The organism is Aureimonas phyllosphaerae (genome assembly GCF_900113065.1).
GTDB classification, from domain to species: Bacteria; Pseudomonadota; Alphaproteobacteria; order Rhizobiales; family Rhizobiaceae; genus Aureimonas; species Aureimonas phyllosphaerae.
This window is the reverse complement of record NZ_FOOA01000010.1, coordinates 116,075-129,967: the sequence shown is the minus strand read 5'-3', so window position 1 is coordinate 129,967 and position 13,893 is coordinate 116,075. Positions and strand designations below refer to the sequence as shown.

The following is a 13,893-nucleotide window of genomic DNA, read 5'->3' as shown; positions in this document are numbered from 1 at the left end:
GGGGAGGTGAGAAAAGAGCCGTCGCGGACTGGAGGGGGGTTGTCGCGACGGCTCCTTCTCAATAGAGCGGGATCCCGTGAGGGGGGATGGGATCATCCGCTCCGACATTCGGCTCAAAGCGGGGGACGAGCTTGAGACCGAAGCACGACGTCATCGTGTGCGTCGTTGCTCAGAAAATGCGCCTTGACAGGTTTAAGTTCAATGGGATTCGATCACGAACGCGTGATCGAAGGCATTAAACCTTTGTAATCTGAAACCGCTGCGCATGCCATGAAACGCAAGGGTTGCATGGCCTTCGCCCCGGTGCCTGCGATGGACAGGACGCGCCCCCCGCGATACGACCCATCCCATGCAAAAGGGCGATCATCTCTTCCTCGTCGACGGTTCGGCCTACATCTTCAGGGCCTACCACGCGCTGCCGCCGCTCACGCGCAAGTCCGACGGGATGCCGGTGGGCGCCGTGTCCGGCTTCTGCAACATGCTGTGGAAGCTGGTTGAGGAGTCGCGCGACACCTCGGTCGGCGTCGCGCCGACGCATTTCGCCGTCATCTTCGACCACTCCTCGACGACCTTCCGCAACGCGCTCTACGACGGCTACAAGGCCAACCGGCCGGCGCCGCCGGAGGACCTGCGCCCGCAGTTCGGCCTGATCCGCGAGGCGGTGCGCGCCTTCGACCTGCCATGCATCGAGAAGGAGGGCTTCGAGGCCGACGACCTGATCGCGACCTATGCGCGGCTGGCGCGCGAGGCGGGCGGGGACGTGACGATCGTGTCCTCCGATAAGGATCTGATGCAGCTCGTCGGGCCCGGCGTCATCCTCTACGACCAGATGAAGGACAAGCGCCTCGGCCCGGAGGAGGTGCGCGAGAAGTTCGGCGTCTATCCGGAAAAGATGATCGACCTCCAGGCGCTGGTCGGCGACAGTTCCGACAACGTGCCCGGCATTCCCGGCATCGGTCCAAAGACGGCGGCCGATCTGCTGGAAACCTTCGGCACGCTGGAAGCGCTGCTGGAGCGCGCGGACGAGATCAAACAAGCCAAGCGCCGCGAATCGATCCTCGCCAATGTCGACCAGGCGCGCCTTTCCAAGCGCCTCGTCACGCTCGACCAGCACACGCCGCTCGACGTGCCGCTCGACGACCTCTTCATCCACGAGCCCGACGGTGAGAAGCTCGTCGCCTTCCTGAAGGCGATGGAGTTCACGACGCTGACGCGTCGCGTCGCCGCCAAGCTCGGCACCGACGCCGCCGACGTCGCGCCCGCCAAGGTGGACGCCAAGGCTCCCGCGCGCGGCCCCGACCTCGACCCCGCCGCGCCGGCCGGCGACACGCAGCTCGCCATGAGCCCGAAGGCGCTGGCCGCCGAGCGGCTGGCGCAAGCCGCCTCGCAGCCCGTCGACCGCTCGGCCTACGTGACCATTCGCGACGAGGCGACGCTCGAGCGCTGGATCGCGCGCGCCTACGAGACCGGCATCCTCGCCTTCGACACCGAGACGACCTCGCTCGATGCGATGAAGGCCGATCTCGTCGGTCTGTCCGTCGCCGTCTCGCCGGGAGAGGCCGCCTATGTCCCGATCGCCCATGTCGGCGAGGGGGCGGGCGACCTCCTGTCGGGCGACGAGGCGAAGGAGGGTGTCGGTGCGCAAATCCCGCTCGGCCGCGTCCTCGACCTCCTGAAGCCGGTGCTGACCGACCCCGCGATCCTGAAGGTCGGCCAGAACGTCAAGTACGATTATCTCGTCATGCTCCGGCACGGCATCGCGCTTCAGCCCTTCGACGACACGATGCTGATCTCCTATGTGCTCGACGCCTCGTCGTCGCTCGAGGGGCACGGCATGGACGAATTGTCCGAGCGCCTCCTCGGCCACAAGCCGATCAGCTACCGCGAGCTCGTCGGCACCGGCAAGGCGGCCAAGGCCATCGCCGCCTGCCCGATCGACAAGGTGACGGAGTATGCTGCCGAGGACGCCGACGTGACGCTGCGCCTCTGGCGGGTGCTCAAGCCCCGGCTCGCCGCCGAGGGCATGATCTCGGTCTACGAGCGGCTGGAGCGGCCTCTCGTGCCTGTCCTCGCCCGCATGGAGGAGCGCGGCATCCGCGCCGACCGGCAGATCCTGTCGCGCCTGTCCGGCCGGTTCGCCCTGAAGGCGGCGGGCCTCGAGGCCGACATCCACATCCTCGCCGGCGAGCCGTTCAACATCGGCTCGCCCAAGCAGCTCGGCGAGATCCTCTTCGGCAAGCTCGGCCTGCCCGGCGGCAAGAAGACCAAGACCGGCCAGTGGGCGACCGACGCCAAGCTCCTGGAGGACCTCGCAGCCCAGGGCCACGACCTGCCGCGCCGCATCGTCGACTGGCGCCAGATCACCAAGCTGAAGGGCACCTATACCGACGCGCTCCCCGTCTACATGGACGAAGCCGATCGCATCCACACGTCCTACTCGCTGGCTTCGACCACGACCGGCCGCCTGTCCTCGTCGGAGCCCAACCTCCAGAACATTCCCGTGCGCACGCAGGAAGGCCGCGAGATCCGCACGGCCTTCGTCGCGGCGGGCGGCCACAAGCTCCTGTCGGCGGACTACAGTCAGATCGAGCTGCGGCTCCTCGCGCACATGGCCGAGATCCCGCAGCTCGTCGAGGCCTTCCAGGCAGGCCAGGACATTCACGCGACCACGGCGTCGGAAATGTTCGGCGTGCCCGTCGAGGGCATGCCGGCGGACGTGCGCCGCCGCGCAAAGGCGATCAACTTCGGCATCGTCTACGGCATCTCGGCCTTCGGCCTCGCCGCCCAGCTCGCGATCCCGCAAGGCGAGGCGGCGAGCTACATCAAGCGTTATTTCGAGCGCTTCCCCGGCATCCGCGACTTCATGGACCGCACGAAATCCTTTGCGAAAGAGACGGGCTATGTCGAGACTCTGTTCGGCCGGCGCGCGCACTATCCCGACATCCGCTCCTCGAACCCGCAGGTGCGCGCGGCCGTCGAGCGCGCCGCGATCAACGCCCCGATACAGGGCACGGCCGCCGACATCATCCGCCGCGCGATGATCCGCATGGAGGACGCGCTGCGCGCCGAGCGCCTGTCGGCCCGCATGCTGCTGCAGGTGCACGACGAACTCGTGTTCGAGGTGCCGGACGAGGAGATCGAGGCAACGATCCCGGTGGTGAAGCGCGTCATGGAAGGCGCGGCCGACCCGGTGGTGGAACTCGTCGTGCCGCTCGTCGTCGACGCGCGGGCCGCCGGCAACTGGGACGAGGCACACTAGAGATGAGCGACATGAACGCGCTGAGCCCCCGCGACCGGCTGATCGTCGGCCTCGACGTGTCCTCCCGGCAGGAGGCCGAGGCGATCGTCACGGAACTCGGGGACGAAGTCGGTTTCTACAAGATCGGCTACCAGCTCGGCTTTGCCGGCGGTCTGCCGCTCGTCGGCGAGCTCACGCGCATGGGCAAGAAGGTCTTCCTCGACCTCAAGCTGCACGATATCGCCAACACGGTGGAAAAGGGCATCGAAAGCATCGCGGGGCTCGGGGCCGCGATGACGACGATCCACGCCTATCCGCAGGTGATGCGCGCGGCGGCTAAGGCGGCCGACGGCACCAACCTCTGCGTCCTCGGCGTCACGGTCCTCACCTCCCTGTCCGACGAGGATCTTCGAGAGTCCGGCTACGGCGGCTCGGTGTCGGACCTCGTCGAACTGCGCGCTCGCCAGGCGGCGGACGCCGGGATCGGCGGCATCGTCGCTTCGGCGCAGGAAGCGGCGCTGGTGGGCGCGCTTCTCGCGCCCGGCATGGCGCTGGTGACGCCCGGCATCCGGCCGGCCGGCAGCGAGGCCGGCGACCAGAAGCGCGTCGTGACGCCCGGCGACGCCCTGCGCAACGGCTCCACCCATCTCGTCGTCGCGCGGCCCATCATCGCGGCCCCCGACCGCCTCGCCGCCGCCCGCGCGATCCTCGCCGAAATGCAGGACGCCTGAACAGGAGACCACCCATGCCGAAGGCCTACTGGATCGCCCGCGTCGACGTCCACGACCCCGAGCGCTACCCGGACTACGTGACGACGGCGGCCCCGGCGATGCAGCGCTTCGGCGCACGCTTCCTCGTGCGCGGCGGCCCGTTCCAGGCGCTGGAGGGCTCGTCGCGGACCCGCAACGTCGTCATCGAGTTCGCCTCGATGGAGGACGCGATGGCCTGCTACAACTCGGCCGAATACCAGGCGGCGAAGGCGATCCGCGAGGCGGTCTCGGAGGCCGACATCGTGATCGTCGAAGGCCACGAGCCGAGTTGAACGGACGCAAGGCGTTCCGCGGCATGGCGCCCGAGGGCTACCGCATCCGCATGATGGAGCCGGGCGAGGCCGAGCGGCTGCGCGCGATCGACGCCGCGGCCGACCGGCTCCTGATCGAGGCCGGACACATCCCGGACACCGGCCCCACGCCGATCGAGCGCTTCGTGCCGTTCCTCCTTGCGCACGAGGTCTTCGTTGCGGAGGCGAAGGGCGGCGAGGCGGTGGGCTTTGCGGCCGCCGCGGACCTTGCCGACCTCACAAAGGACCCGGCCGCGAGCGGCTGCTACTGGCTGTCGGGCCTCGGCGTCGATCCCGCCCACGGCCGTCGCGGCCTCGGCTCGGCGCTTCTGGCCAGCGTGGTGGAGCGGGCGGGATGGTTCTTCCACCGGGCGGTGGGTCTCTCCACGGCCCGCGGCCTGCCGATCGGCGAAGCGTTCTATGCGCAAAGGCGCTTCGTCGCGGTCGATGAGGCCGATCTCACGCCAGCCCTGCGCCAGCGACGCGATGTGGAATGGCCGGCCGGAGCCCCGGACGGCTCGCGGATCGTCATGGTCCGTTGGCTGTGACGGCAGTGCGTTCAAGGCGTTAGTCGGGCAATTAACTTGCACGGCACCAATTCGGTGCCATGTTCTACAGACCGGGCCGTTTCGGCTCATTCCGTTCCGTCGTCGTGGGAGTGCATGTTGTACGAATTCTACGAGTGGAACCACGCGGTCCTCGCCCCCTTCCGCGCGGTGGCCGACGCGACGAAGGCGATCTACCAGAACCCGCTGAACCCGATCTCGCATACCGAGATGGGCCGCACGGTGGCCGCGATGGCCGAGCTCTTCGAGCGCACCACGCGCGTCTACGGCAAGCCGTCCTTCGACCTCCACGACACGTTCGTCGACGGCATGCGCGTGCCGGTCGTCGACAAGCCGGTCTGGCAGAAGCCGTTCGGCACGCTTCTCCATTTCGAGCGGGCGCTGCCCGAAGGCCGCAAGCCCGACCCGCGCTTCCTGATCGTCGCCCCGATGTCGGGCCACTACGCCACGCTGCTTCGCGGCACGGTCGAGGCGCTCCTGCCCTACGGCGAGATCTACATCACTGACTGGCAGGACGCGCGCACCGTGCCGCTGTCGGCCGGCCGCTTCGACCTCGACACCTATGTCGACTACGTCATCGAGATGCTGCGCTTCCTCGGCCCCGGCGTGAACGTCATCGGCGTCTGCCAGCCGGCGGTGCCGGTGATGATGGCCGTCGCCCGGATGGAGGAGGACGAGAATCCCTGCCACCCCGCGACGATGACGCTGATGGGCGGTCCGATCGACACGCGCGTCAACCCGACGGCGGTCAACAAGCTCGCCAAGGACAAGGGCATCGACTGGTTCCGCCAGAACGTCATCATGAAGGTGCCGTTTCCCCAACCCGGCTTCATGCGCGAGGTCTATCCCGGCTTCCTGCAGCTCACCGGCTTCATGTCGATGAACCTCGACCGGCACCTCATCGCCCACAAGGACTTCTTCTGGCACCTCGTGAAGAACGACGGGGATTCCGCCGAGAAGCACCGCACCTTCTACGACGAATACAACGCGGTGATGGACCTCACCGCCGAATTCTACCTCCAGACGGTGGAAGAGGTCTTCATCAAGCACTCGCTGCCGCGCGGCACGATCACCCATCACGGCAAGCGGCTGGACATGGGCAAGATCCGGCGCACGGCCCTCCTCACCGTCGAGGGCGAGAACGACGACATTTCCGGCGTCGGCCAGACGCGTGCCGCGCACGACCTCTGCCACAACATCCCCGACGACATGCGCGTCCACTACCTCCAGCCGAAGGTCGGCCATTACGGCGTCTTCAACGGCTCGCGCTTCCGCGCCGAGATCGCGCCGCGCATCGTCGACTTCGCGCTGACGCACGGCCATCGCGCTGCGCCGACGGCGCCGGTCGCCGAGGAGGCCGCCGACGAGGCGAGCCTCCAGCCGCCCGCCGCGCTCGACGAGGCGAGTCTGCCGGAGGATGCCGTGGCCTCGGCCGTCGCCGTGTCGGGCGACGTACCGTTCGGCGGGGCCGAGACCCACGACGGTTCCGCGCCGGATAGCTCCGCGTCGGACGAGGCGCCGCAGGCAGGGGATGACGTACCGTCGGTGATCGCGGTGTCGGGCGATGTGCCCTTCGCTGCGGTCGAGACGCACGGCAGCTTCGAGCCGCCCGCGCCGCCGGTGCCGGACGGGGGAGGCGACCACCTGTCGGGCGCGCCGATCCTGCTCGACGCCATTCGCGAGGCCAAGAAGCACGGTCGCTGACGTCTCACGTCGTCTTGCGTTGAAGCGAAAGAAATCCGTCACCATCTCATGAAGCGGGATCCTCGCCCGCTTCCCATGGGCACTGGTTGATGGACACCGACATGACGTCACAAGCTTTGATCCGTCCCGCCTGGACGCCGGCTACGATCGCGCTGATGGTTCTGGGCTTCATCGTGTACTGGCCGCTCGGCCTGGCCATGATCGCCTACATTCTCTGGGGCGACCGCCTCGAGGTCTTCCGCCGCGACGTCGGCCGGGCGACCGACAGCGTCGCCGCGACCTTCCGCCGCTCGGGCGCGCGCATGCCGTTTGCGGCCGAGCGCACCGGCAACGTCGCCTTCGACGACTGGCGCGAGGCCGAGCTGAAGCGCCTCGACGAGGAGCGCGCCAAGCTCCACCGCATGAGCGCCGACTTCGAGGCCTATGCGCGCGAGCTTCGCCGCGCCAAGGACCAGGAGGAGTTCGACCGCTTCATGACCTCGCGCAAGCGCAAGGGCGACGTGGTGGACGCCGAGTTCGTCGACGTCCGCTAAGCGTCGGAAAACTCTCCGATCGATCGGGCCGCCGGCATTGTGCCGGCGGCCTTTTTCATGGGCGTTGCCGGACGCGCCGGGTGCGGCGTATGAAGCCGCTCGGGACGATGCGAAGCGGCGGGCGATGACACGAGGACTCCTGGAACGGCTGACGGGACGCGGGCCGAGGCCCGCCCTTCCCGAGACGCTGGTTCTCGGCGACCGGCCGGTGCGCCTCGAGGTCCGCGAGCACCCGACCGCGCGGCGCATCATCATGCGGCTGGCGCCCGGCGGCGGCGCGCTGCGCCTCACCGTGCCGCGCCGCACCCCCGTCCGGACGGTGCTCGCCTTTCTCGACCGCCACCGCGGCTGGGCCGAGGAGCGCCTGACCGTGGCGCCCGGCCGCGTCCGCATCGCGCCGGGAATGCTCCTGCCCGTGCGCGGCGTCCCTCACCGCCTCCTGCACGATCCGGCCTGCCGCACCGCGCGCTTCGAGACGGCGGGCGGGGAGGCGACCTTGCGCGTTGGCGGCGACCTGCCGCATCTCGCGCGCCGTGTGCGCGACGTCCTGAAGCGGGAGGCGCGGCGCGACCTGCAGGCGGCGGTCGATCGCCATGCCACGACGGTCGGTCTCCTGCCGCGCTCGCTGACGCTGAAGGACACCACCAGCCGCTGGGGTTCGTGCACGGCCGACCGCCGGCTCGCATTTTCGTGGCGCATCGTCATGGCGCCGCCGGTGGTCCTCGATTATCTCGCCGCCCACGAAGTGGCGCATTTTCGCGAGATGAACCATGCGCCGGCCTTCTGGACCCTGTGCCGCAGCCTCTGCCCGGAAACCGAGGCCGGGCGGCGCTGGTTGAAGGAGCGGGGCGCGGAGTTACATGCCTTCGACTTCGAACCCTGAGCCGGACGCCCCCGCGCTTTACACCGTGGGGTCTCCGGCGCGATAAGTGCCTGTTGAATCGTCGTTTCCGCATTCGAAAGCGTCTGCCAGCGTGACCCGCCCGCATATCAAGATCTGCGGCCTCAAGACCGAAGGCCATATCGACACGGTGCTCGCGCGCGGCTGTTCGGAGGTGGGCTTCGTCCATTTCGAACGCAGCCCGCGCCACCTCTCGATCGAGGACATGATCCGCCTGCGCGCCCATGTCGGCGGCCGGGCGCTGGTGACGGTCGTCACCGTCGATGCCGACGACGAGTTCCTGAAGCGGCTCGCCACCCGCGTCCGCCCCGACGTGATCCAACTGCACGGGTCCGAGACGGCGGCGCGCGTCGCCGCGGTGCAGGCGTTGACCGGGGCCACCGTGATGAAGGCGATCCCCGTGACCTCAATGGCCGATCTCGAGGAGATCGAACGCTTCCGTCCTGTCGCCGACCGTATCCTTCTCGACGCGCGCGCGCCCAAGACCTCGAACATTCCCGGCGGCAACGGCGTGTCCTTCGACTGGGGCCTTCTCGACGCCCTCGAGAGCCGCGACTTCACGCTGTCGGGCGGCATCAACCCGGATACGATCGAGGCCGCCGTGCGGCGCGTCGCGCCGCGCGGGCTCGATGTCTCGTCGGGCGTCGAGCGCGAGCCGGGCGTCAAGGACGACGGCCTGATCCACCGCCTGTTCGACGCCTTCGAAGCGGCCGTCGAGGCCGGCCCGCTCCCCCTTCACGAAGAAAAGCGCAGGTTCGCATGACCGAGATCCCGACCCCGAACTCCTTCCGCGTGGGGCCCGACGAGGACGGTCTGTTCGGCCAGTTCGGCGGCCGTTTCGTCGCGGAAACGCTGATGCCGATCATTCTCGATCTCGAGGAGGCCTATCGCACGGCCAAGACCGACCCGGCCTTCCGCGCCGAGCTCGGCGACCTGCAGACGCACTACACCGGCCGCCCAAGCCCGCTCTATTTCGCCGAGCGGCTGACCGAGCATTTCGGCGGCGCCCGTGTCTACTTCAAGCGCGAGGAACTGAACCACACCGGTTCGCACAAGATCAACAACTGCCTCGGCCAGATCCTGCTCGCCCGCCGCATGGGCAAGACGCGCATCATCGCCGAGACGGGTGCCGGCCAGCACGGCGTGGCGACGGCCACCGTCTGCGCGCGCTTCGGCATGCCCTGCGTCGTCTTCATGGGCGCCACCGACGTCGAGCGTCAGAAGCCCAACGTCTTCCGCATGAAGCTGCTCGGCGCCGAGGTGCGGGCGGTGACGGCGGGCGCCGGCACGCTGAAGGACGCGATGAACGAGGCGCTGCGCGACTGGGTCACCAACGTCGCCGACACCTACTACCTTATCGGCACGGCCGCCGGCCCGCATCCCTATCCCGCCATGGTGCGCGACTTCCAGCAGGTGATCGGCGACGAGACGCGCCAGCAGATGCTGGACGAGACCGGCGCGCTGCCCGACGCGGTGGTCGCCTGCGTCGGCGGCGGCTCCAATGCCATCGGCATGTTCCGCGCCTTCCTCGACGATCCGTCCGTCGCGATCTACGGCGCGGAAGCCGGCGGCCACGGCATCCACATCGAGAACGGCCACGCCTCCTCGATGAGCGGCGGGCGGCCGGGCGTCCTTCACGGCAACCGCACCTACCTCCTGCAGGATGCCGCCGGGCAGATCATGGAAGGCCACTCGATCTCGGCCGGACTCGACTATCCCGGCGTCGGCCCCGAGCATTCCTGGCTGCGCGACACCGGCCGCGTCACCTACGTGCCGGTGACCGACGAGGAAGCGGTCGACGCCTTCCACCTGTGCACGCGTCTCGAGGGCATCATCCCGGCGCTCGAATCCGCCCACGGTCTCGCCCATGTCGGGAAGCTCGCGAAGACCATGGGCCGCGAACAGTCGATCGTGCTCTGCCTGTCGGGGCGCGGCGACAAGGACGTCAACACGATCGCGGCCCGGATGGGCCTCGAGATGTGACGCATCCCGGCGCGCTCGACGTCACCGTCGCCTGTCCCGACGAGGCGACGGCGCGCGAGATCGCCGACAGCCTGCTCGGCCGGCAGCTCGTTGCCTGCGCGCAGCTATCAGCGCCGGTCGAGAGCCGCTACCGCTGGAACGGCGCGCTGGAGAGCGCGCGCGAGGTCGTGCTGGTCCTGAAGACGCGCGCCGACCTCTTCGAGCCGGTGGCCGGCGCGATCCGCGCGCTCCATCCCTACGAGGTGCCGGCGATCACGGGACAGGCCGTGATGGCGGATGCGCCGACCTTGAGATGGATCGCCGACGCCTGTATCGCATCTTCATGACGAACGGCCGGGGCACACCATGACCACACGCATCGAGACGCGCTTCGAGGCACTGAAGGCGGAAGGACGCCCCGCGCTCGTCACCTTCATCATGGCGGGCGACCCCGATGCCGGCACGACGCTGGAGATCCTGCGGGCGCTGCCCGGCGCCGGCGCCGACCTGATCGAGCTCGGCATGCCCTTCTCCGATCCGATGGCCGACGGCCCGGCGATCCAGCGCGCGGGGCTCCGTGCGCTGCAGGCCGGCGAGACGCTCGGCCGTACGCTCGAAACGGTGCGCGCCTTCCGGCAGGAGGACGATGCGACGCCGATCATCCTGATGGGCTACTACAATCCGGTCTTCATCTACGGTGTCGAGCGCTTCGTGGCCGACGCGAAGAACGCGGGCGTCGACGGCCTGATCGTCGTCGACCTGCCGCCCGAGATGGACGGCGAGCTTTGCCTTCCGGCGATCGAAGGCGGCCTCAACTTCATCCGCCTGGCGACGCCGACCACCGACGAGCGGCGCCTTCCGGCGGTTCTGAAGAACACGTCCGGCTTCGTCTACTACGTCTCGGTCAACGGCATCACCGGTTCCGCGGCCCCGGACACGACCGCCGTCGCGGCCGCCGTCGGGCGCATCAAGGCGAAGACGCCGCTTCCGGTCTGCGTCGGCTTCGGCGTGCGCACGGCCGAGCAGGCTGGCGCGATCGGTCGCCACGCCGACGGCGTCGTGGTCGGTTCGGCGCTGGTCGCCGCGATCGAGGCGGCGCGGGACGGCGGGACGCCGGCCATGGTCGAGGCCGTGACCGGGCTGGTGCGCGATCTCGCCGGCGGCCTTCGGGACGCCCGCCTTGCGGCCGCCTGAAAAGGCCGCCATCTAGCAGTCGAAGGCCGGGCCGCCGCAGCGCCGCGCCCGCCGCACGTGTTTCGAAGGACCAGGCTCCCGTGAACTGGATCACCAACTACGTCCGCCCGAAGATTTCGAGCCTTCTCGGCCAGCAGCCGCGCGAGGTGCCGGAAAACCTCTGGATCAAGTGTCCCGAGACCGGAGAGATGGTCTTCCACAAGGACCTCGAGGCCAACCAGTTCGTGATCCCGTCCTCGGGCTTCCACATGCGCATCGGCGCGCGCGACCGGCTGACGACCTTCTTCGACGACGGGATCTTCGAGGAGATCACGCTGGAGAAGGTGCCGGTCGACCCGCTGAAGTTCCGTGACGAGCGCCGCTATGTCGATCGCCTGAAGGACTCCAAGGCCAAGACCGGCATGGAGGATTCCGTCCTCGTCGCCTGCGGTGCGATCGAGGCGCTGCCGATCGTCGCCGCCGTACAGGACTTCGCCTTCATGGGCGGCTCGCTCGGCATGGCGGCGGGCGAGGCGATCGTCACCGCGGCCGAGACGGCGGTGGAGCGCTCGCGCCCGCTCGTGCTCTTCGCCTCCTCAGGCGGCGCGCGTATGCAGGAGGGCATCCTGTCGCTGATGCAACTGCCGCGCACGACGGTCGCCGTCGACATGGTGAAGGAGGCGGGGCTTCCCTACATCGTCGTCCTCACCAACCCGACGACGGGCGGCGTCACCGCGTCCTACGCGATGCTCGGCGATGTCCACATCGCCGAGCCCGGCGCCCTGATCGGCTTTGCCGGTCCGCGCGTCATCGAGCAGACCATCCGCGAGAAGCTGCCCGAGGGGTTCCAGCGCTCCGAATACCTGATGGAGCACGGCATGGTGGACATGGTCGTCCACCGGCATGAGCTGAAGGGCACGATCGCCCGCCTTCTCAAGGTGCTGACGAAGGCGCCGTTGGCCGTGCCCGCCGAAGAGGTGACGCCGTCTGCCGAACCCGCAGCGGCGGCCTGACGGGCGCGATGAGCGCGACCAGCCTTGCGGCGGGCGAGATCGCCCGCCTCCACGAGCGCATGCCGAAGGGCATCGATCTCGGCCTCGACCGCATCCGTCGGCTTCTTACAGCCCTCAGTGAGCCGCAGCATCGGCTCCCGCCGGTGATCCATGTCGCCGGCACCAACGGCAAGGGATCGACGGTCGCCTTCGCGCGCGCGATCCTCGAAGCGGCGGGCAAGGGCGTTCACGTCCATACCTCGCCCCATCTCGTCGACTGGCACGAGCGCTACCGGATGGCCGGCCCTGCGGGCGCGCGCGGTGCGCTGGTCGACGACGCGCTTCTCGCCGAGACGGTGCGGCGCGCGGCAGCCGCCAACGGCGACGAGACGCTGACCGTCTTCGAGCTCCTCAGCGCCGTCGCCTTTCTCCTGTTCTCCGAGCACCCAGCCGATGCCGTGCTGCTCGAGGTCGGCCTCGGCGGTCGCTTCGACGCGACCAACGTGGTGGATCGCCCGGCGGTGACCGCGGTCACCTCGATCTCGCTCGACCATCAGGCCTACCTCGGCGACCGCGTCGAACTGATCGCCGCCGAGAAGGCCGGCATCTTCAAGCGCGGCTCGCCCGTCGTGATCGGCCCGCAGACGGAGCCGACGGCGCTCGAGGTCCTGCGCGACCACGCCCGGCGCACCGGCGCGCCGGTCTTCATCCATGGGCAGGAGTTCCACGCGATCTCCGAGCGCGGCCGCCTCGTCTATCAGGACGAGTACGGGCTTCTTGACCTCGCGCTGCCGCGCCTTCCCGGCCGCCACCAGATCGGCAACGCCGCAACCGCGATCGCCGCCGTGCGCGCCGCCGGCTTCAGCCCGAGCGCCACCGAGATCGAGCGTGGCATTGCGGCGGCCGAGTGGCCCGGCCGCCTCCAGCGCATCACCGCCGGTCCGCTGGTCGCGCTGGCGCCCGAGGGCTCGGAAATCTGGCTCGACGGCGGGCACAATCCGGGCGCCGGCCTCGTCATCGCCGAGGCGATGGCCGACATGGAGGAGCGGGTGTCGCGCCCTCTGGTCCTGATCGCCGGCATGCTGAACACCAAGGAGCCCAAGGGCTTCTTCGAGGCCTTCGCGGGCATGGCGCGCCATGCCTTCACCGTGCCGATCCGCTCGTCGGATGCCGGCGTCGACCCGGTGGTGCTGGCGGACGCGGCGTTGGAGGCCGGGCTCGACGCCGAGCCGGCGGCCGACGTGTCGGCGGCGATCCGCCGCGTCGCCTCGCACTGGCGCGGCGGGCCGGCCCCGCGCTTCCTGATCTGCGGCTCGCTCTATCTCGCCGGCGACGTCCTCGCCGAGAGCGGCCTCGCGCCGCGCTGAAACCTCACGAAAAAAGCCCGCGACCGGCAAGCGGCGCGGGCTTCTGGTTGCCGTGAGCCGGAGGCTCAGGCGGCGTTCTGATTGATCCAGGCGAGAAGCTGGCTCTTGGCGGCAGCGCCGACCTTCACCACCGGCTCCTGGCCGGGATTGAAGAGCATCAACGTCGGGATCGAGCGCACGCCGAACTGCGCGGCAAGATCCGGGTTCTCGTCGATGTTGACCTTCACGATCGACACCTTGTCGTTCTCCTCGGAAATCTCCTCGAGGCTCGGCGCGATCATCTTGCAGGGGCCGCACCACTCCGCCCAGAAGTCGACGACGACCGGCTTGCCGGCCTCCAGGACGTCGGACTGGAACGAGGAACTGTCGGTCTTCTTGGTGGCCATGGGGCGCTCCG

At 69.2% G+C, this 13,893-nt stretch carries 14 protein-coding genes; 13 read left to right on the top strand and 1 reads right to left on the bottom strand.

All coding sequences use genetic code 11. The features are described from left to right. Nucleotides 1–349 precede the first annotated feature (349 nt). The 13 genes from polA to BM175_RS13600 all read left to right on the top strand — a co-directional run bounded on the left by polA (nucleotide 350) and on the right by BM175_RS13600 (nucleotide 13,496). Complete coding sequence (polA, locus tag BM175_RS13660) at nucleotides 350–3,259, top strand: DNA polymerase I (protein ID WP_090963916.1); 2,910 nt, start codon at nucleotides 350–352, stop codon at nucleotides 3,257–3,259. 11 nt (nucleotides 3,260–3,270) lie between these two features. Next, the gene (gene pyrF / locus BM175_RS13655) at nucleotides 3,271–3,969 is read left to right on the top strand and encodes an orotidine-5'-phosphate decarboxylase (RefSeq protein WP_090963961.1); all 699 of its coding nucleotides are present in this window, start codon (nucleotides 3,271–3,273) and stop codon (nucleotides 3,967–3,969) included. A gap of 14 nt (nucleotides 3,970–3,983) precedes the next feature. Continuing rightward, entirely contained in the window at nucleotides 3,984–4,280 is a 297-nt protein-coding gene (locus BM175_RS13650; RefSeq protein ID WP_090963914.1) for a DUF1330 domain-containing protein, read from the top strand. Next, complete coding sequence (locus tag BM175_RS13645; protein WP_090963913.1) at nucleotides 4,277–4,846, top strand: GNAT family N-acetyltransferase; 570 nt, start codon at nucleotides 4,277–4,279, stop codon at nucleotides 4,844–4,846. The genes BM175_RS13650 and BM175_RS13645 overlap by 4 nt, the downstream gene beginning before the upstream one ends. A gap of 114 nt (nucleotides 4,847–4,960) precedes the next feature. Next, nucleotides 4,961–6,568, top strand: coding sequence for a polyhydroxyalkanoate depolymerase (locus tag BM175_RS13640; RefSeq protein WP_244545998.1), 1,608 nt, complete (start codon nucleotides 4,961–4,963; stop codon nucleotides 6,566–6,568). A 101-nt stretch (nucleotides 6,569–6,669) separates the two neighbouring features. Continuing rightward, the gene (locus tag BM175_RS13635; protein ID WP_090963959.1) at nucleotides 6,670–7,101 is read left to right on the top strand and encodes a DUF2852 domain-containing protein; all 432 of its coding nucleotides are present in this window, start codon (nucleotides 6,670–6,672) and stop codon (nucleotides 7,099–7,101) included. Nucleotides 7,102–7,225: 124 nt separating this feature from the next. After that, the gene (locus BM175_RS13630; RefSeq protein WP_090963911.1) at nucleotides 7,226–7,984 is read left to right on the top strand and encodes a M48 family metallopeptidase; all 759 of its coding nucleotides are present in this window, start codon (nucleotides 7,226–7,228) and stop codon (nucleotides 7,982–7,984) included. Nucleotides 7,985–8,075: 91 nt separating this feature from the next. After that, nucleotides 8,076–8,765 (top strand): phosphoribosylanthranilate isomerase, encoded by a 690-nt coding sequence (locus BM175_RS13625; RefSeq protein ID WP_090963909.1) that lies wholly within the window; start codon nucleotides 8,076–8,078, stop codon nucleotides 8,763–8,765. Then, nucleotides 8,762–9,985 carry a tryptophan synthase subunit beta gene (gene trpB, locus BM175_RS13620; protein WP_090963907.1) on the top strand — a complete coding sequence of 408 codons (1,224 nt, stop codon included), beginning with the start codon at nucleotides 8,762–8,764 and terminating at the stop codon, nucleotides 9,983–9,985. Before BM175_RS13625 ends, trpB begins: the two co-directional genes overlap by 4 nt. Further along, nucleotides 9,982–10,311 (top strand): divalent-cation tolerance protein CutA, encoded by a 330-nt coding sequence (gene cutA / locus BM175_RS13615; RefSeq protein ID WP_090963905.1) that lies wholly within the window; start codon nucleotides 9,982–9,984, stop codon nucleotides 10,309–10,311. The genes trpB and cutA overlap by 4 nt, the downstream gene beginning before the upstream one ends. Before the next feature lie 19 nt (nucleotides 10,312–10,330). Further along, nucleotides 10,331–11,158 carry a tryptophan synthase subunit alpha gene (gene trpA / locus BM175_RS13610; RefSeq protein ID WP_090963903.1) on the top strand — a complete coding sequence of 276 codons (828 nt, stop codon included), beginning with the start codon at nucleotides 10,331–10,333 and terminating at the stop codon, nucleotides 11,156–11,158. An 80-nt stretch (nucleotides 11,159–11,238) separates the two neighbouring features. Then, a complete protein-coding gene (gene accD, locus BM175_RS13605; protein WP_090963902.1) occupies nucleotides 11,239–12,150 on the top strand; it encodes an acetyl-CoA carboxylase, carboxyltransferase subunit beta in 912 nt (303 codons plus the stop codon). 8 nt (nucleotides 12,151–12,158) lie between these two features. Next, entirely contained in the window at nucleotides 12,159–13,496 is a 1,338-nt protein-coding gene (locus BM175_RS13600; RefSeq protein ID WP_090963900.1) for a bifunctional folylpolyglutamate synthase/dihydrofolate synthase, read from the top strand. Nucleotides 13,497–13,561: 65 nt separating this feature from the next. Here BM175_RS13600 and trxA read toward each other — a convergent pair whose 3' ends face one another. Next, on the bottom strand, nucleotides 13,562–13,882 hold the full coding sequence (gene trxA, locus BM175_RS13595) for a thioredoxin (RefSeq protein ID WP_055893715.1): 321 nt from the start codon (nucleotides 13,880–13,882) through the stop codon (nucleotides 13,562–13,564). Nucleotides 13,883–13,893 lie beyond the last annotated feature (11 nt).